Annotated in this window: 16 protein-coding genes; 15 read left to right on the top strand and 1 reads right to left on the bottom strand. The window is 39.2% G+C overall.

Annotated elements, in window-relative coordinates; all coding sequences use genetic code 11:
• Positions 1-100 precede the first annotated feature (100 nt).
• The 15 genes from AB9K32_RS16490 to AB9K32_RS16420 all read left to right on the top strand — a co-directional run bounded on the left by AB9K32_RS16490 (position 101) and on the right by AB9K32_RS16420 (position 18,883).
• Positions 101-2,602: a zinc-dependent metalloprotease gene (locus AB9K32_RS16490; RefSeq protein WP_369885863.1), complete on the top strand. Its 2,502-nt coding sequence runs from the start codon at positions 101-103 to the stop codon at positions 2,600-2,602.
• A 164-nt stretch (positions 2,603-2,766) separates the two neighbouring features.
• Positions 2,767-2,958, top strand: a complete 192-nt coding sequence (locus tag AB9K32_RS16485) for a hypothetical protein (protein WP_252080606.1) — start codon at positions 2,767-2,769, stop codon at positions 2,956-2,958.
• 112 nt (positions 2,959-3,070) lie between these two features.
• Entirely contained in the window at positions 3,071-3,520 is a 450-nt protein-coding gene (locus AB9K32_RS16480) for a hypothetical protein (RefSeq protein WP_224837828.1), read from the top strand.
• A 176-nt stretch (positions 3,521-3,696) separates the two neighbouring features.
• Entirely contained in the window at positions 3,697-4,296 is a 600-nt protein-coding gene (locus AB9K32_RS16475; RefSeq protein ID WP_369885861.1) for a transcriptional regulator, read from the top strand.
• Positions 4,293-5,018, top strand: coding sequence for a DUF3307 domain-containing protein (locus AB9K32_RS16470; RefSeq protein ID WP_369885859.1), 726 nt, complete (start codon positions 4,293-4,295; stop codon positions 5,016-5,018). Before AB9K32_RS16475 ends, AB9K32_RS16470 begins: the two co-directional genes overlap by 4 nt.
• Positions 5,019-5,296: 278 nt before the next feature.
• Positions 5,297-7,381 carry a TonB-dependent receptor plug domain-containing protein gene (locus AB9K32_RS16465; RefSeq protein WP_369885858.1) on the top strand — a complete coding sequence of 695 codons (2,085 nt, stop codon included), beginning with the start codon at positions 5,297-5,299 and terminating at the stop codon, positions 7,379-7,381.
• Positions 7,382-7,386: 5 nt separating this feature from the next.
• Complete coding sequence (locus AB9K32_RS16460; protein WP_369885856.1) at positions 7,387-8,895, top strand: HmuY family protein; 1,509 nt, start codon at positions 7,387-7,389, stop codon at positions 8,893-8,895.
• Positions 8,896-9,091: 196 nt separating this feature from the next.
• Positions 9,092-9,502, top strand: a complete 411-nt coding sequence (locus tag AB9K32_RS16455; RefSeq protein WP_293293715.1) for an ArsC/Spx/MgsR family protein — start codon at positions 9,092-9,094, stop codon at positions 9,500-9,502.
• 26 nt (positions 9,503-9,528) lie between these two features.
• Complete coding sequence (locus AB9K32_RS16450; RefSeq protein ID WP_369885854.1) at positions 9,529-11,070, top strand: DUF748 domain-containing protein; 1,542 nt, start codon at positions 9,529-9,531, stop codon at positions 11,068-11,070.
• Positions 11,071-11,072: 2 nt separating this feature from the next.
• Complete coding sequence (locus AB9K32_RS16445) at positions 11,073-12,182, top strand: DUF748 domain-containing protein (RefSeq protein ID WP_369885852.1); 1,110 nt, start codon at positions 11,073-11,075, stop codon at positions 12,180-12,182.
• Between the two features lie 485 nt (positions 12,183-12,667).
• Positions 12,668-12,931, top strand: coding sequence for a hypothetical protein (locus tag AB9K32_RS16440; RefSeq protein ID WP_224837836.1), 264 nt, complete (start codon positions 12,668-12,670; stop codon positions 12,929-12,931).
• Positions 12,932-13,214: 283 nt separating this feature from the next.
• Positions 13,215-13,991: a GLPGLI family protein gene (locus tag AB9K32_RS16435; RefSeq protein WP_369885850.1), complete on the top strand. Its 777-nt coding sequence runs from the start codon at positions 13,215-13,217 to the stop codon at positions 13,989-13,991.
• On the top strand, positions 13,969-16,650 hold the full coding sequence (locus AB9K32_RS16430) for a carboxypeptidase-like regulatory domain-containing protein (protein ID WP_369885848.1): 2,682 nt from the start codon (positions 13,969-13,971) through the stop codon (positions 16,648-16,650). Before AB9K32_RS16435 ends, AB9K32_RS16430 begins: the two co-directional genes overlap by 23 nt.
• A 337-nt stretch (positions 16,651-16,987) precedes the next feature.
• Positions 16,988-18,508, top strand: a complete 1,521-nt coding sequence (locus AB9K32_RS16425) for a PIN domain-containing protein (RefSeq protein ID WP_369885847.1) — start codon at positions 16,988-16,990, stop codon at positions 18,506-18,508.
• 3 nt (positions 18,509-18,511) lie between these two features.
• Positions 18,512-18,883 carry a hypothetical protein gene (locus AB9K32_RS16420; protein ID WP_369885845.1) on the top strand — a complete coding sequence of 124 codons (372 nt, stop codon included), beginning with the start codon at positions 18,512-18,514 and terminating at the stop codon, positions 18,881-18,883.
• Between the two features lie 130 nt (positions 18,884-19,013).
• On the opposite strand, the gene hemL is transcribed toward AB9K32_RS16420, so the two are convergent.
• Positions 19,014-20,291 carry a glutamate-1-semialdehyde 2,1-aminomutase gene (hemL, locus tag AB9K32_RS16415; protein WP_369885843.1) on the bottom strand — a complete coding sequence of 426 codons (1,278 nt, stop codon included), beginning with the start codon at positions 20,289-20,291 and terminating at the stop codon, positions 19,014-19,016.
• Positions 20,292-20,311 lie beyond the last annotated feature (20 nt).

Genomic DNA, 20,311 nt, shown 5'->3' with positions numbered 1-20,311 from the left:
GGGCATAGCGTTAAAAAAACGACTGTTAATATTTATTTAACAGTTAATTCGATCGAATTTTAAGTTCTTTGGTTGTTTTAGTTATCCAAACTGACTTATAATGATCAAATATTTACTACCTCGACTACTACTAGCAGTCATTGTATTGGGTACCATCCAAACTACGGAGGCCCAACTTTTTAAAAAGAAGAAGAAAAACACCGAACAAAAAAAACAAGACAAGCCTAAACCTGGTGACATTAAACCTTACGACAAGGTAATCACCAAAGATGCGAAAACCGATGCAGGGCTATTTAGCGTGCATACGGTAGATGACAAACATTATTACGAAATTCCCGATTCCCTTTTTAACCGGGAAATGCTTATGGTAAGCAGAATTTCCAAAACCGCTACCGGAATTGGATTTGGCGGTGGAAAAATCAACACCCAAGTGCTACGTTGGGAAAAGAAGGACAAAAAAGTTTTGGTCAGAGTGGCTTCTTATGAAAATGTTGCTGCGGATTCCTTACCCGTCCACGAAGCAGTAGTAAACTCGAACTTTGAACCTGTCCTATTCTCTTTTGACATTCAGGCCATCAACAAAAAAGATTCCCTGAACCCATCAACGGTAATCGAAATCGACCCTTTGTTCACCAAAGATGTAAAAGCTCTTGGATTCCCTGATGGATATAGAAAAAGATTCAAGGTAACCCGAATGGACAACGATAGAAGTTATATCGAATCCATAAAAAGCTACCCGTTGAACATCGAGGCTCGCCATGTAAAAACGTACCTTTCCAACAACCCTCCAAGCAATTCCAGCCTTGGTTCAATTTCGTTGGAAATAAACAATTCCATGATCTTGCTGCCTAAAGAACCGATGAAACGCCGTTATTTTGACGAACGCGTTGGATGGTTCGCCAGAGGACAGGTGGATTACGGACTGGATGCCCAAGAAAGTAAAACCCTTACTTACCTAGATCGTTGGAGGCTCGAGGTAAAAGACGAGGATATTGAAAAATTCAAAGCAGGAGATTTAGTAGAGCCTAAAAAACCCATTGTATATTATATAGATAGAGCTACTCCCAAAGAATGGATACCTTACATTAAACAAGGTATCGAGGATTGGCAAGTTGCCTTCGAGGAAGCGGGCTTTAAAAACGCCATTCTTGCCAAAGACCCTCCATCTCCAGAGGAAGATCCAGAGTGGTCCCCAGAAGATGTACGCTATTCTGTGGTACGCTATTTGGCCTCTCCTATTCCCAACGCAAATGGTCCTCACGTAAGTGATCCACGAAGCGGCGAAATTTTGGAATCGGACATAAATTGGTACCATAACGTAATGAGTTTGTTACGAGGCTGGTTCTTTGTACAGACCGCAGCCATTAACCCCGAAGCCCAAAAAACAGAGTTCAACAAAGAGATAATGGGAAGGTTGATACGTTTTGTATCTTCCCACGAAGTGGGCCATACTTTAGGACTACCACATAATATGGGTAGTAGTGCCGCCTACCCCGTGGATTCTTTGCGTTCGGCAAGCTTTACCAAAAAACATAGCACCGCACCATCCATTATGGACTATGCCCGTTTTAATTATGTAGCACAGCCCGGAGATGAAGGAGTCGCCCTAATGCCCAATATTGGAGTTTATGATAAATATTCCATTAAATGGGGCTACAAGCCTATTTTGGACAAAACTGCCGAAGAAGAAAAACCAATTCTTAACAGTTGGATCTTAGAGCATGCAGGAGATCCAATGTACCGTTTTGGACACCAACAAGTGGGCGATGTCCACGACCCGAGTTCACAAACCGAGGATTTAGGTGATGATGCCATAAAAGCCAGCTTGTACGGCATTGCCAACTTAAAACGAATTGTACCCAACTTGATAGATTGGACCACCGAGGCGGGTGAAAACTATGATGATCTGGAAACTATGTACGGACACGTAGTTTCTCAATACGGCAGATACATGGGACATGTTGCCAATAATATTGGAGGAGTATACGAACATTACAAAACAGCGGAACAAGATGGTGCCGTTTATACCCATGTTAGCAAAGAGCACCAGAAAAACGCCATGAAGTTTATGCAAGAACAATTGTTTGAAACTCCCGAATGGTTGTTAGATCAGAATATTTTTAACAAAATCCAATACTCAGGTTCAGTGGAGCGTATCCGTTCCGTACAAGAACGCTATATGAACACCATGTTGCAATTGGGCAAATTGGCAAGAATCATAGAAAACGAAACCATAAACGGCAACGAAGCCTACACCTTGTTGGAAATGATGCGAGACCTTCGCAGGGGAATTTGGTCAGAGACCCGTAGTGGTAGATCCATCGACACCTACAGAAGAAATCTTCAAAAAGCCCATATCGACAGATTGGAGTATTTAATGACCGCCGATAGTCAACGAAAAATGCCAGACTTTGGAGGTTATAGAAAATCTACACCGATCAACACTAGTCAATCCGATATCCGTTCCGTGGCACGAGCCGAACTGAACAACTTAAAAAGAGATATTAGAAATGGCTTGGCAAGAATTTCGGATAGCATGAGCCGCTATCATTTACAAGATGCCTTGGAGCGCATAAACCTAATCTTGGAACCTACCAAATAAGGGCCTCCTTTAGAACTTGGAATCATCTATCAGGGTGTAATCGGTTTTCATACCGGTTACACCTTGTTTTTTTTAAGGTTCACATCTAAACAAGATTGTTTCACAACATATCACTGAGATTTCAATTGTCTTTGCTTACCTTAGTAATCCCAAATCTCAACATCATGACCTACAAGACAAAGAGCTTAGTTTACTTTATCTGTTTCGTGGCAGCTTCAGCCCTTTACTACCTAGTGGAGCAAAACGATAAATTCCAGGAAACCATCACATCAGAAACGTATGCCGAGACCAATTTCCAGGACACCGGGGATTTTGATGATGATACCAATAAAAACCTCGAAGAAGAGCTCCGGTAATCAAACTACCCTTTCAACGTTCCCACTGTTAAAAGCATCATAATCTATGTAGAAGGATTAAACCTTTGTCAAGGATCCTTGTCCAAGGAGCAAATCTTAAATATACAGTAATATGAAACGGTTAACAGTAATAATGGTTATGCTGATCAGTGTTGGCATAGCCGCTCAAAAACATGGTGGACAAGGAATGCACAAAGGTCAAAAAATGGACTTGAGCGCAGAAGAAATGGCCACTCTACACACGAAAAGGATGACCCTGGCCTTGGACCTTACAAAAGCACAATTTGACAAAGTATATGAAATTAATTTGGAAAATGCCGAGTTGAGGAAAGCGAAACAGGATCAAATGAAATCGATGAAAGAGAATGGTGAATGGAAAAAACCAACGTCCGAAGAACATTTTAAAATGCAAAATGAACGGTTGGACCATCAAATCGCCGTTCAAGAAAAGATGAAAAAAATACTGGATGAAAAACAGTATGAGGCCTGGAAAAAAATGCAGAAACATAAAAAGTCTATGCACGGCAAGAAAAAAATGGAGGAGAGAGGGAGAAGAGGATAGTGTTTTTTGTTGATTTTAAGGAGCCGCGCCTGCCATGGTCGCGGCTTCTTTTGTTATGTCCCTTACGTAAAAATATTTGTTTATCTGCTTTTTTACAGATATATTTGTTTATCTGCTTTTTTACAGATATTTAATTTTATCTATTAATTTACAGATATTCAACAAAACTACTAACCATGATAGCCGTACTTACCGGAGACATAAAAAACTCTTCCGAACATAACGCCAGCACATGGCTTCCACTGCTAAAACAAGCTTTGGACACATTTGGCAAAGAACCGGCCGAGTGGGAAATATACCGAGGGGACAGTTTTCAACTACAGACCGTTCCCGAGTTGGCCCTGGAAGCGGCGATTTACATTAAGGCATGTATAAAACAAATACGCCGCATGGATGTTCGGATAGCCATAGGCCTGGGAGATAAAAACCATGAAGCAACCAAAATTACAGAATCCAACGGTTCGGCCTTTATAAACTCCGGCCAATGTTTTGAGCAACTCAAAAAACAACGATTGGGCATACAAACTCCGAACTCTAGTGTAAACGAGCAGATCAACCTCTTGCTGGAACTTGCCCTGCTAACCATGGATAGTTGGACACCAGCCATATCCAAAACGGTAAAATACGCCATGGAGAACCCAAAGTTGAACCAAAAAGAACTTGCCAATCTACTTAACAAATCACAAGGAAACATAAGCGAAGAATTAAAAAAAGCAGGATTTGAAGAAGTCAAAAAAATGATTCAATTTTACAGGACACAACTCGAACAATTATGATGCTTTTTGCCCTTAAACTACTTCTTGCCCATTTTATGGGCGACTTTGTACTACAGCCAGGACATTGGGTAGAAGACAAACTAGAAAAAAAAGGGCGGTCCAAATACCTTTACTTTCATATTGGCATACATGCATTGGTACTTTTGCTCCTTTTCCAATTTAAAAATATAGGGGCCATATTGATCATTGTTGCATCACATTATCTCATAGATCTGGGAAAATTATCCCTTACCAATTCCAAAAACTACAGATGGCTCTTTGTTGTAGATCAATTTTTACATCTACTGGTTTTGGGCATTATTTTATATTGGGCACATCCGTTTCCAATCGATTACGCACATCTTTTTGATGAAAGGACATTGCTATTGATTACTTTTTTGGCATTTGTGACCTTCGTGTCCGGAATTATTATGAGAATGCTCCTGGCACCTTATATAAATGAAGTTGCAAAAACCGATGATCCAAATGAGGGCGGTTCGTTAAAAAATGCCGGCACCTATATTGGCATGCTGGAACGTCTTTTTGTTTTTGGTTTTATCTTGATGCAGCAATGGGCCGCCATCGGCTTGCTGATAGCTGCAAAGTCCGTATTTAGGTTTGGGGACCTCAATAAAGGCAAAAATAGAAAGCTAACCGAATACGTACTTATTGGTACGCTTTTGAGCTTTGGCCTGGCCATTTTATCCGGTTTACTGTACGCCCATCTTGTTGATAGCATCTAGACTTTTTAGGATATTGGTGATAGCATTTTGAAAACGGCACCGATAAAAACACCCTCTACTTCCTTCTTATTTACCCAATAAGACCATATAGTTGCTCCCGCTTCCGACCTAAATCCCAATATTCCTGGAATTAATTTTATTTTTATTTAGATTCATTTCAAATAAACTATATATTTGCGACAAATTTATCAATAATGAGTCTAAATAAGAATAGTCTATTCTTTTTAACAATTATAATTTTTTGCACCAACATCAGCATCAGTCAAGAAACCCCAACCATGGAACAAGATTCCATGTCCATGCAAAAATTGGACGAAGTTGTCCTAACTGGAGAAAGCAAGGTAATGTCCCTCAGTAAAAAATTGTTCGCCGTAGGTGTTATCGACCAAAAAGATATTGCAAAAGTAGCCGGAAACAATTTGGCCGACATTCTTAACTACAACCTTAACATAACCGTTACCCCAGACCCATCTACAGGGCGCTCAACTATAAGCATGTTCGGCCTGGACGGTCAATATGTAAAGGTACTGATCGATGGGATCCCCATGGCCAGTGATAACGGAATGGGGAACAATATAGACATTACCCAAATAAATCTGGAAGATGTGGAGCGCATCGAAATTGTGGAAGGCTCCATGGGTGTTCTATACGGCGATAATGCCGTGGCCGGGGTTATCAATATTGTAACCAAAAGAGGTCCGGATGGTGTTTATAAATGGCAGATTCAACTGTCCGTACAAGAAGAGAGCGTAGGCAGCGAATATGCTTTGTTCGATAAAGGCAGACATATACAAAATGCCAAAGTAAGCTACCAGATCAGCGATAGAACGAGTGTTTCCATTGGCGGTTCGCGAAACGACTATGCTGGTTTTTTCAACGACTTCCAAGGCCAAAACTACGTAAACATCCAAGACAACGCGGTGGTCAACGATAGCCTACGCGGTATGGAATGGAACCCAAAAGAACAGCTTACCGCCTATGGCAACTTTAATACCAGTATCGGAAAGCACAACCTTTTCTATAAGATCCAATATTATGACGAATCGGTCCCCGTATACAATTCTTTTGTAAACGGGAGAGTGGACAGTAACACAGGAATGGTGAACCCTACCGCATTGGACGAAAATTTTGATACCCAAAGAACCATCAATAACCTTAACCTCACAGGACCATTAAAAGGACCAACGATCTATAATCTATCCCTGTCCCATCAAAAACAGAAAAGATACTACAAGCAATTCGTGTACAATATATTACAACAGGGCATCGAATCCATTATCGCCGACGATCTGAGTCAATCCAGTGAAATTTGGTATTCCAAGGGCTTTGTGAGCAATTTAGTTCCAAAATCAAGCTTTTTTAACCTACAATTGGGGTACGAGTTTAACCATCAAACCGGATTCGACGCCATTGCCACCAGTGAATACTCGAGCGATGTGGTCGAGAATACCTTGGAGAACTATGATTTTTTTGGAGTGGCCGATTTTAACCTAACCGATAAGTTCTCCTTGTTCCCCGGAGCAAGATTTACGAACAACTCCCAATTCGGCAACAAACTGATCTGGTCCCTGAGTTCCACCTACGACATAAGCAATACATTTAAAATAAAAGCTGTTTTCGGTTCCGCTTTCCGGGCCCCGAACTTTGAAGAACTGTTTTTCTACTTTGTAGATTCCAACCACAACGTACAGGGAAACCCCGACCTAGATCCCGAAGATGGCATATCCCTTTTCTTGAACATAGAGGAAAAGTTCCGGTTGTCCGAAACCGGGATGCTAAAAACCGCCTTAAAATCTTACTATTTTGATATTGATGGAAAAATAGCCTCCGTTATAGATGTGGACGAACAGGATCGAAACCTGTTCACTTTTGATAATGTAGATCGTTCAAGAATCCTGGGGTTCTCTTTAGAAAACTCACTGATCATGAACCGTTGGCAAGCTTCACTGGGCATGACCTACATGGGAGAGTCCACACAAATAGATGCATCCGAGGACAATAACAACGATTATTTATGGAGCTTTAACCTACAATCCTCACTAGGCTACACCATACCCTCCATAAACACCACCCTGTCCGCACAGCTAAAATATACCGGAAGAACCCAAATAGTACAGAGTAGCACTAATGGAAATGTTGTGGGACAAACAGACGACTTTACATGGATGGATGCGTCGGCTAGGACCAATATCACTAAAAATCTAAGCCTCACTTTGGGTGCAAGAAACCTCTTCGACATTGTTCGGGTAAACGCAACCGACAGCCCGAGCGGCACACATGGCAGCGGAGGAACTCCCAGTCGTTTGTTCGGCAATGGAAGATCATATTACCTAAAACTATTATACAATCTAAATTTCAATTAAAACCAATGAAAAAAATTATCATTCTAAAAGCAATCGCCCTAGTTTTGCTCATTAGTTCTTGCAGCGATGATGAAGGCCAGGACCTTATTGACTTTACCGTTAATTTTAGCAGCGAGACCGTAAGCACCAACGAAGAGGACACCGCTGTGGATGTGCAGCTCAATTTTTCCAGGCCAGCATCCGAGGCCGGCACGATTACCTTAAGCTATACTGGCACCAATGCCGAATATGGAACAGATTTTACCACGTCTCCCAATGGGGAAACAGGAACACTGTCCGTTCCCGTAGCAAGTGGAGCACAAAACGCCTCCTTTACGTTTAATAAACTCACCAATGCCATAGAAGGTTCCACAAAGTCCGTAACATTTACCATCGATGGATTTGATCAAACGGATTGGTCCCAAGGCACAACAACCTCCACTTTGGTAAGCTACACCCCCATTGCTTCTACCAGCGGCGTAGTGGATTCGGAAAATGGAGGTTCCAATATACCTAACCAAGTATATTTCGACTTTAGCTCTGCCACACAAACTGCAGTTAAGCGGGATAACTGGGAAATAGCATTTTACAACGGAACGGAAAACCGGGTGTTTCTAAATTCCTCCCTTTTGGTATCGGCCGCCGAGTTGACCGGTGTTACCGACCTGCTTTCTGTTACGGAAGCAAGCAATCTGCCCGAATCCATGGAACTCAATGCCCTGGATGCCATGTTCCAACCAACCACCGTCACCGTAAATACCGTTGCCGAACTGGTACAAGGACTACCGGTCGGCTACCAACAATATGGTGATCTGGAAGCTGGAATTTCCTTTACGGACAGACCAGAAGGCAATCTGGATGACACCGCTATTGCCGAAGTATCCACCACAGCAGAAGAGAATTTTGTGTACATTATAAGTCTAGGAAGTGAAATCCCTACGGAACCGGCCGAAACGGGAAGCATAAAACATACAGGGGACCAAAGAGGTTTCATGAAAATCAGAATCCTAACCGATGGCAACAGCTATACCCTCCAATACGCCGATTTGGCCGAAACCGAGTCCTACAACGAAGTAACGGTGAACAAAGATGCAGCTTACAACCTTACTGCCTTTAGTTTGACCAATGGGGATACTGTTAGCGTGGAACCAACAAAAGAACAGTGGGACATTAACCTAAGTGGTGTTTTCGCCTATTATGGAAACCAAGGCCCGCTTGTTGCCGGATTAACGTTTTCCGATTATGTACTGCACAATACCATGGGAGGTGTTGGCCTTTATCAGGTTACCATTGAAGCCGATGTGCCCACCTATGCGAACTTTACCAGGACCGATGTGGAAGAATCTGCATTTGTGTACGATAACAGAGCAGTTGTGGGCAGCGGATGGAGAGATGCCTTTGGCGGTGTGATCAACGAAGATGTGTACTATATTGTTAAGGACGCCGACGGTAATTATTACAAATTCGATTTTACAGCCTACACCAGCGCAGAAGGTGAAAGAGGAAACTACCAGTTCGTTTACGAACGCTTATAATACTTATTTGTTCAGATGCTCAATACTAGGCACTACCTTTTGTTATCGTAGACCATTATTGTTTAGTATGAGTTAGTTTGTGTTGAAAGCGGGGCATTTGTCCCGCTTTTTTTATCCGCTTTTACGACACAAAAAAATTGGATTGCGTTAAGCCCCATCATCACAAAAAGCTAGCTTAACGTAAATTTTATTTAAAATGAAAACAGACATGGGAGTAATAGCAACAAACCATCGAGAAATAACCCTGTACTACAACGCAGAAACTCAAAAAGGTATGCAGACCTTGGCCTACCTACAATCCTCATCGAAAAAAGTACAGGACATAGATTTGTCCAAAACCAAGGTGACCGGCACACAATGGACAGAAATTGCAAAACGGTTGGGCAAGTCCATCAAAGCCCTCATAAACACCCAACATCCCAATTTTAAAAAGGAATACGGCAGTTCGCAAGACCTAAAATCAGATGAAGATTGGCTAAAAATACTGGTCAACAACCCTGCGGTCGTCACGCAGCCCATACTATTGCACCACAACAAAGCGGTTCAAATAGACACTCCCTCGGAGGCATTGGTATTTTTAAAGGATGATGAATCCTCTAAATTGTAGTCGAAAACAACCCGATCAAAACTTATATGTCCGCACATAAAAACAAGCGAGCTTTAAAACTGGTAGTCCTTACTTTGGCTATTTTGATGCTGATCGCGATAGCTGCACAACTGTTCTTCACAAGCAAGGTAAAATCCATATTGGAAGAAGAACTACCACCATCTGTCCATGTAACTTATGAAACATTGAGCACCAATGTACTATTCGGAAAAATAAGCTTGGGTCAGGTAAATGCAAAGCATAGGAAACAAAACCTGGATTTTAAGGCAGAATCCTTCACCATTTCTGGATTAAGACTTTTTCCCCTGCTCTTACATGCGGACATTACCATTACCGATCTCACAGTAAAATCCCCTACATTTTCCTATCATCCAACCCAAAAGGATTCTTCTTCATCAACCACCAAAGAAAAACCCCGAAATACATATACCATCAAAAATTTCAGTTTAGAAAACGGGAACTTTGTGATGGGTAACACAAAATTGGACAGTACAGCAACGGTTAAAGGCATACATCTGTCCATGTCGGACATCCAATTTGATTCGGAAAGTGCAAAAGAGATGATTCCCTTCACCTACGATAAATTTCAATTGAGCACCGAAGACGGCTACTTCCAAATCAACCCATTGGAATATGTGGCCTTTGAACAATTACATCTATCCTCCGAAAAAGGAGGGCTGAAAAAATTTGTATGGCGCACCAGGTACAGCCCTTCCGAACTCTCCAAAAAACTGTCCAAGGAACACGACCATTACGACCTAAAGATTGATCATATCGGTTTAAAAAATTGGGGGTTCGGCAGCAAAAGTGGAAGACCCTGTTTCCATTTGTCAGAACTTCTGTTGCAATCCCCAAAATTTCAAGTGTACCGCGACAAATTATTACCAGACGATACCACACATAAAAAACTATACAACGCAACCTTAAGGGATATGCAATTGGACTTGCAAGTGGATACTGTTCAAATTTCGAACGGTCTCATAACCTACCAAGAACGGATAGAGGCCGATGTGGAACCAGAAAATGTGAGCTTTTCCGGTATTGAGGCCACCGTGGGCAATCTACACAGCCATGGCCATGGGGAGGTTATGGTAGCCATAAAGGCCAGATTAATGGACAATGCTCCCTTTGCACTCGATTGGAGTTTTGACCCCCAAAACAAGACCAACGCATTTTTGGTAAAAGGATCACTATCCAATTTCCAGACCGAAAGCATTAACCCTTTTTTAAAATCCAACCTACAGGCCGAGGTGAAGGGCAACGTACAGCAAATGTATTTTACCATAAACGGCAACGAACTGGAATCGCATGGGGATATAAAAATGAAATACGACAATTTTGAGTTTACCATTCTCAAAAAAAATCGTTTGGGCGTTAACAAACTCCTCACCGCGGTGGTAAATCTCTTTGCCAAAAATGGCCACAAAACCGATAAGGACGGTTTTAGGCACGGTGATTTTACCGTAAAAAGGGAACAGGATAAATCCTTTTTCAATTATTTGTGGCTCAACCTAAAAGCTGGCCTGTTGGACACAGTGACCGGTAATGGCAAAAAAGAAAAAAACTGAGTATGTCGACTATTCGCAAACATATCATCAAAAGAAAACGCTTTCTGGTTCCGGTCATTATCCTTGTGCTTTTGGTGGGCCTTCGGTTGGCGCTCCCCTACCTTGTAAAAAATTATGTAAACAAGGTATTGGCCGATATCCCCGGGTATTATGGCCAGGTGGAGGATATTGACCTTTCCCTGATCACCGGGTCCTACACCATAGATCAATTGTACTTGAACAAAGTAAATGCCGAAACCGAGATTCCTTTCCTCAATTTTGAACGAACGAACATCTCCATTGAGTGGGCCTCGTTGTTAAAAGGCAAAATCGTAAGCGAGATCAGCATGTACCGGCCCTCGCTTATTTATGTGTTCGAGGACCAACAAAAAGAAACGGAAGCAAATGCCAACATTGACGATTGGACCAAAGCGTTGACAGATTTGGTTCCGATCGACATTAACCAACTGGAAATCCACGATGGTAAAATGGCCTTTGTGCAGCTCGCTGCCGACCCCAATATTGATCTTCACCTCGATCAAATAGAACTATACGCCAACAACCTGCGCAATGTGGTACGCACCGGGGAGCGACTCCCCTCCAACTTGGTGGCCGATGCCGTATCTTTTGGCGAAGGAAACTTGCATTTGGAGGGTAAAATGGACCTGGTCAAGCAAATCCCGGATATGGATTTGGCCCTCTCTTTGGAAAATGCCGATGCCACTGCCCTGAACAATTTTACCGACCATTATGCAGGCATCGATTTTAGCAAGGGCCAGTTTAACTTTTATGGTGAAATGGCGATTGCCGATGGCTATTTAGAAGGTTCCCTAAAACCGATCATTAAAAATGCGAAGTTGATCGGAAAGGAAGATGCTTTTTTGGAAACTCTGTGGGAAGGCTTTGTTGGCTTCTTTAAGTTTGTTCTAAAAAATCACAAGGAGAACACCTTGGCCACCAAAGTGCCCATTGAAGGCGACCTCAACAATGTAAAAACCAAAACGTGGCCCACCGTGATCAATATCTTTAAAAATGGATGGATCGAGGCCTTTAAAAATATTGTAGATAACGACATTGATTATAGAGACGTGCAAAAAACCGCCGATAAAAAGAACAGCAAAGCCAACGACTAGTATTCCGGCTTAAAATACCAACCACTGTCTCCTGTCTCCATAAAACTATCCATTGTTCATTGCTAATTGCCTATTGTCAACTGAACATTGCGCTTTTCCCCTAGTTTTTTTAAGGTTTTTGTGCAATGGAATTTTATGGGTAATTGCTATTTTGCCATTTCAACCTCCCTATTTTTTATCGATACGTCTTTTTGCAAGGCATGAAGACGATGCAAAACTGGACATACCTGATTTTGGTATTCCCCCCTATGTTTTGCTGCTCGATAAAATGTCGGTGGTCATTTGACCAAACACGGCATTTATACAAATGGTTAAAATTAAGAGGCCGATGTGCATAGTTATACACAACACAGCCTAAAAGTCACTCACTAAAAGAGGAAAACCGGAGTAATAATTTACGTGTAAAGTTAAAATGGGTACCAAAAAGGGACTAATTCCCGACTCAACTTTTAATGAAGTTGGTTAACCATTAAATACAATTAAAGATGAAAAATGTATTTTTTGCTTTAGCTTTTATGCTAGTTGGAATGTTTGCTTATGCAGCAGAAATTGAGGGTTCAGATTTAAATACTATAAATCGTATTGAATTGTCAATAGATGGTCAGAAAACGAAGAGTAATAATCATAATTTAAGCACATTTCCCTTTGACTGTACTGTTACAATTAAGAACAACAATACTGGCGATAGTTATACGATAACAGTCCACGGTAAAAGTTGTGAAGAATTGATAAAGGAAATAATGAAATAATGATTATGAAAAAGAGATTTTTAATTTTTGTCATTGCTGTGGGTGGCCTAATATCCATTCAAGCAACTACAATCGAAAAAAATAATTCGTCGGACGAGGTCTGCGCTACTTGCTCAGGTGAATTCAAAATTAATGGTGATTCATATACAATTACATTACATGATGTATCATGGTGGACTTGTGTCAAATTTAAAGTAGGTAGTTGGTTCAAATAATTATTATTCCTCCAAAGGCTATTTAATAAGTCTTTGGAGGTATTTAACTTTAAAAAAATCTTATTCATATGAAAAACAAACTATATATCAATATCATATTCTTATTAATGTCAATAAATCTTTTTTCTCAAAATAGTTTTAAGGCAGTATATAAGATGTTGTTAGAAAAAAATGGTTATTCGCCAACATACTATAGCCTTATTTCTAAGGATAGAGATTCTGAATTCAAACTAATAGAAAGAATTATCCCTGAAAAAGTAGTAAGTAACGAATATACTGGAGAGATAGTGCTAAACACAGAAACTCCCGATAGCATTCAACCAGTTATCAGAACAAATTTTAAGCAAGAAAAAATATACTCTTATGATTTTATCACAGAGGACGATGGCAAAACATACACTGGATACAGTATTGTTGAACCAATAACAGTGAAATGGAAACTTGGGAATGAAACAAAAAAAATTGATAAATATTTATGCAAAAAAGCAACAACCAGATTTAGAGGCAGGAACTATGTTGCTTGGTATACCGAGGAAATTCCAATTTCAATAGGACCATGGAAATTTCATGGCTTACCTGGGATAATAATCAATATAACCGACAATACAAATCAAGTATCCTTTCTTTTAGAAAAGATTGAAATACCATATGATTATTTAAACAACAAATTAGAAGTAATTGATAGTGAACACGCTATCTCTGTACGGGAGTTTATTGAAATAAGAAAAAACGCAAAAATAAGATCAAGAGAATTCTTCAAAAAGAAAGTTTTATCAAAATTACCAAGAGGAGCTAATATTGAATTGACACAAGAGGGAAATAATGATATTGAAATTGAATTTTAATAGAGCGTTTGTGTTTCTAAGAATCTTAGGATTTGCATACATTAACCAAGTTCATTCTCAAGTTAGCATTAAAGGGCAAGTTGTCAACACATATGATGAACCTGCCATATTTATAAATGTTTACATTGAGAACTTATCTAGTCAAATTATAAAAACAACCACAACAAATGAAAATGGTCGGTTCTTTATCTCAAAAATACCTTCAGGAAATTATAAGATAAACTTTACTGGTATTGGCTATAAAAAAAAGTCTAAGATTATATTTTTAGAAAAAATAAATGAGGAATTTTCTCTTGTTATTAGATTAGAAGATGAAGTTATCAATTTGAATGAAGTAATAATTCATGCAGAAAGACCCATTTCAATAAAAAAAGACACTATCAATTTTAAAACCAAATTCTTTATAAACGGGACAGAACAAACCGTCGAGGATTTACTTCAAAAAATTCCGGGACTGCAAATAGATAATAACGGAACTATAAAGGTAGGCAACCAAGAAATAGAAAAATTAATGGTGGATGGCGATGATCTCTTTGAAAGAGGTTATAAAATACTCTCCAAAAATATGCCCGCCTACCCTATTGAGGAGGTGGAAATCCTAAAAAACTATTCAAACAATAGATTACTAAATGGTGTTGAGGAAAGTGACAAGGTTGCCCTAAACCTTAAATTGAACGAAAAGTCCAAACGTATTTGGTTCGGGAATTTCGAAACCGGTTTGAGTAATGGTCAATTCTATCAACTCAAAGGAAACCTAATGAACTTTGGCAAAAAAAACAAATACCACTTTTTTACCAACCTGAATACTATTGGTTACGATGCCACTGGCGATATAGAAAATCTAATTAGACCTTTTAGAATCAACGAACCTGCGAGCATTGGCGATAACCAAAGCGTCAATTCTATTTTAAGCCTATCGCCGAATCAACTTAATTTTAAACAAAGTAGAACCAATTTCAACAATGTGGAACTAGTTTCGCTCAATGCTATTTTTAATCCCACCGAAAAACTTAAAATAAAGACATTGGGTTTTTTCAATGCCGACGAGACCGCCTTTTTTCGTAACAGTATCGATGTGGTAGATGTAAATGGAACCAATTTTACCAATACCGAAGATTATAAACTGCGCAATACAAAACGGATAACCTTTGGCAAACTGGATATTATCTATAATATGTCAAAAACCAAAATGTTGGAAGCCACTACAAAGTACAACAATGGCGAATTTAACGACAGTTCTAATTTAGTGTTCAACAGCAATTCGACAATAGAAAATTTACAATACAAAAACACGCTTTTTGACCAAAAGATAAGTTACACCAATAAGTTTAAAGATAAAAAGGTTTTTTTATTGACTGGTCGCTTTATTGATGAGCAAACACCACAAAACTATCGTTTAAATCAATTCTTTTACCAAAATTTGTTTCCCGATAGTGAAAATGCAAACAACGTTAAGCAATTGAGCAAAAACCAAATGCAGTTTGCGGGCATCAACGCCCATTTACTGGACCGTAAAGAAAATGGGAACCTGTTGGAACTTCAATTGGGCAATGAATACCGAAAGGACCAATTATCTACCACTTTTTCGCTTTTGGAAAATGAAACTCTTTTAGTTCAGCCCAATGGTTACCAAAATGGAGCAAATTACCAAGTCAATGATTTATATTTCAAAAGCAAGTACCGTTTGAAAGTCAAAAACTTAGGGCTTACAGGGAAATTGAATTTTCATCAACTCTTCAACCAATTAAAGGACAATCAAATCTCGTCCAATCAAAATCCTTTTTTTATCAACCCAAGTATTGGGCTTGACTGGAAAATAAACGACAAGAACAAAATTATGACTTCCTATTCCTATAACACTACCAATGCAAAAATTCTAGATGTTTACAGTAATTTTGTGTTAACGGGATTTCGCTCGTTTTCAAAAGGCACAGGAAGTTTCAATCAACTTGATGCTTCAAGTTTGGTCTTTAATCATCAATTAGGGAATTGGAGCGATAGGTTTTTTGCCAACACGTTTATAATTTATAATAAAAACCACGACTTTTTTTCCACGAACACCATAATTGAGCAGAATTTTGCCCAATCGCAAAAGATTCTTATTAAGGACCGCGAGTTTATCAACATCAATTCAAAACTCGATTACTATTTCAAGTTTATCTCCTCAAATCTAAAATTGGATTTGGGCTATACGCAAAGCGAATTTAAGAACATCGTAAACAGTTCTGACTTTCGTGAAGTTACATCTAAAAATTACAATTATGGATTGGAACTGCGCTCCGGGTTTAAAGGTATTTTTAACTACCACATTGGTACAAAATGGATGAACACGGAAATACAGACCACGGTAGAAAATTCATTTACAGACAATGTGAGTTTTTTGGATTTATCTTTTGTAATCAATAAAAAGTTGGATGTCCAACTACAGTCAGAACGTTACTATTTTGGGAATCTGCAAACCGAAAACACCTATTTTTTTTTAGACTTTGAGGCTCAATATAAACTTATTGAGAACAAACTGAATTTAGGCCTTTCGGGCAGTAATCTTTTCAACACCCAAAGATTTAGAAATTTTGCGGTCAGTGACATCGGAACTGCTACCACCCAATACAGACTCTTGCCAAGGTTTGTTCTCTTAAAAATGGAATATCGATTTTAATTCTCTACCCCCTGGGAATAGCCTCCTATGACTTACAAATATTTATTGCCTACTGCAAACTGCACTTTTCCCCCAGTTTTTTTAAGGTTTTGCTGCAATGGAATTTTACGGGTAATTGCTATTTTGCGTACCGCAGCCCCTCCCCTATACTTTACAGAAACTAGTTATGCTTGGCATATAGGATGATGAATTGAGTGAATGCATCCCATATTCGATGCATATAAATGTAAAATATATTTTACACCATATAAACACTTTACTAGAAGCTGAAAATCAAAATGAGAACAACGAAGCAGAATAAAACTGTGGCTAACGATGCGAGTAAAACAAATATTGAATGAAAGTACTTTTAGACACTAATATTATTATTCACAGAGAAGCAAACAAAGTAATTGAACATGACATTGGACAACTATTCAATTGGATAGACAAATTACATTACGAAAAATACGTTCATCCAATCACAGTATCTGAAATTGAAGATTACAAAAACAAACAAGTTGTTGAAACGTTTTCAATAAAATTAGATAGCTACAATCGAATTAAACATCAAATTCCGTTTTCAGAAAAAGTAGCAGAAATAAGCTCTGAATTTGATACTAATGATAATGATGTAAATGACACACATTTACTGAATGAAATTTTTGAGGGCAGAATAGATTTGCTAATTACTCAAGATAAGAAAATACACCTTAAGGCTGAAAAACTCGGAATTTCAGACAAGGTATTCAAAATTCAAACCTTCCTTGAAAAAGTAACTTCTGAAAATCCTGAATTAGTTCAATACAATGTACTTGCAGTTAAAAAAGTGGAATTCGCAGAAGTCGACTTAAACGACAGTTTTTTTGATAGTTTCAGAGAGGATTACAACGAGTTTGATAATTGGTTCAAATCAAAATTTGACAAAGTATGCTATGTCTGTTATAGCGATAATAATTTGACGGCATTTCTTTATATTAAAGTTGAGGGCGAAACAGAAAATTACTCTGAAATAAAACCTGCATTTGAACAAAAAAAACGATTAAAAATAGGAACCCTAAAAGTTATTAGTAACGGTTATAAAATTGGTGAAAGGTTTTTAAAAATAGTTTTTGACAATGCAATACAGTATAAAGTCGACGAAATATATGTTACTGTTTTCGACAAACGACCAGAACAAGGACAATTAATTGAAATGATGAAAGATTGGGGTTTCGTTGAACACGGCATCAAAAGCACAAAAAACGGAGATGAAATTGTCTTAACAAGACCTTTTGGAAAGACTTTACCAATTGATATTGAAAAGCCCAAAAACTCTTTTCCGTTTTTCTCATGGAAAACAAGAAAATATATTATCAAAATAGAACCTCAATACCATACAGAATTATTTCCTGACAGTATAAATACTCGTGAAGACGAAACAAAGTATACCGAAAATGAACCACATCGAAACAGAATAGGTAAAGTGTATATTTCTCATTCCAAAGACAGACATCTTCAATCGGGAGATATAATCATTATTTACAGAATGGGAGATACCAAACCTAAAAAATATTCTAGTACAGTAACCTCTATTTGTATAGTCGAACAAGTAATTGATGGATTTAATTCGTTTGATGATTTTTACAAAGCTTGTTACAGGCGAACTATGATTAAAAAAGAGGATTTAGAAAAAGATTGGTGGAACAGGTATCCAAAATACAGACCATTCGTGATAAAATTTCTTTACGCCCATTCTTTTCCAACACCTAAACCGACATTAAACGATTTAAACCAAATTGGTGTAATTCCAGACATCATGAATATGCCTCGTGGATTTATAGAAATAGATAATTCGCAATTTAACAGATTAGTTAAATTTGCATACAACCGAAAATAATATATGAAAGTAGTTTTATCGATTAAACCGGAATTTGCTTTTAAAATATTTGATGGCACTAAAAAATTTGAGTTTCGAAAAGCCATTTTTAAAAACAGAAACGTAAAGTCAGTTATCGTTTATGCTTCATCGCCTGTCCAGAAAGTAATAGGCGAATTTGAAATTGGAAAAATCTTCAATAATGACCTTGAAACTCTTTGGGACTTAACTAAAGAACATTCAGGAATTACGGAAGATTTTTTTTACGACTATTTTTCAGATAGAGAAAAAGGATTTGCAATCCAAGTTAAAAAACAAAAAAAATATAAAAAACCAAAGTGTTTGAGAACAGATTTTAATTTACATCCACCTCAATCATTTGCATATGTAAAATAAAGCTCTGTTGCCAACAACAGCTATAAACCTTTGCTTTTAAGTTATTAGCAAGCAGTAAATATCTAAACAAAAGTCACTGTTCAATTAAGCAATCACGGTGCAAAACTCCAACTGCGAATACATAATACCGTTAAAACACCCTCCCCACCGCTTCAATCGTCTTATCCAAATCAGCATAACTGAGGGCATCGTTTAAAAAGTAGCTTTCAAAAGCAGAGGGCGGTAAGTACACCCCGTTCTCCAACATGCCGTGGAAGTATTTTTTAAAGGTATCGTTATTGCCCTTCGCGGAGCTGGCAAAATCCACCACAGGCTCGTCCGTAAAGTGTACAGAGATCATACTACCAAATCGGTTAATTTGGTGCTTTACACCTTTTTCTGTCAGGGTCTCGGCAATGCCCTTGTGCAAATATTCCGTTTTTTCGGCAAGGCTGTCAAAAATTTCAGGTTGGTTATTCAGCGCGGCGAGCATGGCTAGTCCGGCACTCATCGCCAAAGGGTTGCCGCTCAAGGTACCTGCTTGGTACACCGGCCCTTCGGGCGCCAGATGCGCCATAATCTCTGCACGGGCCGCAAACGCCCCTACGGGCAATCCACCACCGATTACTTTCCCGAACATTACAATGTCGGCATCAATCCCCAAAGTTTCCTGGGCACCCCCTTTTCCGAGACGAAAGCCCGTCATTACCTCATCAAACAACAACAAAATACCTTCTTGTGTACAGAGTTCGCGTAGGCCTTTTATAAATTCATCCTTAGGAATAATACAGCCCATATTCCCCGCTACAGGTTCTAAAATAATCGCGGCAATTTCGCCCTTATTCGCTTCCACCAAGGCCTTTACGCCTTCCAAATCATTGTAATCCGCCAATAGGGTATCCTTGGCCGTGCCCTGCGTAACCCCGGGACTGTTGGGACTACCAAAGGTAACGGCACCACTTCCTGCTTGTATCAAAAAGGAATCCGAATGGCCGTGATAGCAACCGGCAAACTTGATGATCTTGTCCTTGCCCGTGTACCCGCGCGCGAGGCGTACCGCACTCATACAAGCTTCAGTTCCACTGTTTACAAAGCGTATTTTATCAATGTTCGGCACCATGGACACCGCCAGTTTGGCAAGTTCGGTCTCGATTTCGGTGGGCGTTCCAAAGGAAGTGCCCTTTTTAGCCTTTTCGATAACAGCATTGATCACCGGTTCGTAGGCATGACCCAAAATAAGCGGCCCCCACGAAGCAATGTAATCGATAAGTTGGTTGCCATCGGCATCGTACAAATACGCTCCTTTGGCTTCCTTGATAAAAATAGGGTCGCCCCCTACCGCTTTGAATGCTCTTACTGGTGAATTAACCCCTCCGGGGATGTATTTTTTGGCCTCTGCAAACAAGGCACTGCTTCGTTGGTAGATCATAGTATACTTTTATTCATCCC

Origin of the sequence: Allomuricauda sp. XS_ASV26, from assembly GCF_041224615.1 — a bacterium.
In the GTDB taxonomy this organism is placed as follows: Bacteria; Bacteroidota; Bacteroidia; order Flavobacteriales; family Flavobacteriaceae; genus Flagellimonas; species Flagellimonas alginolytica.
The sequence above is the reverse complement of the archived record's forward strand: the minus strand, read 5'-3'. Positions and strand labels throughout refer to the sequence as shown.

What these genes read in the sequence shown, in the direction of transcription:
- AB9K32_RS16490 (WP_369885863.1), top strand. Translation starts at nt 101, where the DNA reads ATGATCAAATATTTACTACCTCGACTACTACTAGCAGTCATTGTATTG.
- AB9K32_RS16485 (WP_252080606.1), top strand. Translation starts at nt 2,767, where the DNA reads ATGACCTACAAGACAAAGAGCTTAGTTTACTTTATCTGTTTCGTGGCA.
- AB9K32_RS16480 (WP_224837828.1), top strand. Translation starts at nt 3,071, where the DNA reads ATGAAACGGTTAACAGTAATAATGGTTATGCTGATCAGTGTTGGCATA.
- AB9K32_RS16475 (WP_369885861.1), top strand. Translation starts at nt 3,697, where the DNA reads ATGATAGCCGTACTTACCGGAGACATAAAAAACTCTTCCGAACATAAC.
- AB9K32_RS16470 (WP_369885859.1), top strand. Translation starts at nt 4,293, where the DNA reads ATGATGCTTTTTGCCCTTAAACTACTTCTTGCCCATTTTATGGGCGAC.
- AB9K32_RS16465 (WP_369885858.1), top strand. Translation starts at nt 5,297, where the DNA reads ATGGAACAAGATTCCATGTCCATGCAAAAATTGGACGAAGTTGTCCTA.
- AB9K32_RS16460 (WP_369885856.1), top strand. Translation starts at nt 7,387, where the DNA reads ATGAAAAAAATTATCATTCTAAAAGCAATCGCCCTAGTTTTGCTCATT.
- AB9K32_RS16455 (WP_293293715.1), top strand. Translation starts at nt 9,092, where the DNA reads ATGAAAACAGACATGGGAGTAATAGCAACAAACCATCGAGAAATAACC.
- AB9K32_RS16450 (WP_369885854.1), top strand. Translation starts at nt 9,529, where the DNA reads ATGTCCGCACATAAAAACAAGCGAGCTTTAAAACTGGTAGTCCTTACT.
- AB9K32_RS16445 (WP_369885852.1), top strand. Translation starts at nt 11,073, where the DNA reads ATGTCGACTATTCGCAAACATATCATCAAAAGAAAACGCTTTCTGGTT.
- AB9K32_RS16440 (WP_224837836.1), top strand. Translation starts at nt 12,668, where the DNA reads ATGAAAAATGTATTTTTTGCTTTAGCTTTTATGCTAGTTGGAATGTTT.
- AB9K32_RS16435 (WP_369885850.1), top strand. Translation starts at nt 13,215, where the DNA reads ATGAAAAACAAACTATATATCAATATCATATTCTTATTAATGTCAATA.
- AB9K32_RS16430 (WP_369885848.1), top strand. Translation starts at nt 13,969, where the DNA reads ATGATATTGAAATTGAATTTTAATAGAGCGTTTGTGTTTCTAAGAATC.
- AB9K32_RS16425 (WP_369885847.1), top strand. Translation starts at nt 16,988, where the DNA reads ATGAAAGTACTTTTAGACACTAATATTATTATTCACAGAGAAGCAAAC.
- AB9K32_RS16420 (WP_369885845.1), top strand. Translation starts at nt 18,512, where the DNA reads ATGAAAGTAGTTTTATCGATTAAACCGGAATTTGCTTTTAAAATATTT.
- hemL (WP_369885843.1), bottom strand. Translation starts at nt 20,291, where the DNA reads ATGATCTACCAACGAAGCAGTGCCTTGTTTGCAGAGGCCAAAAAATAC.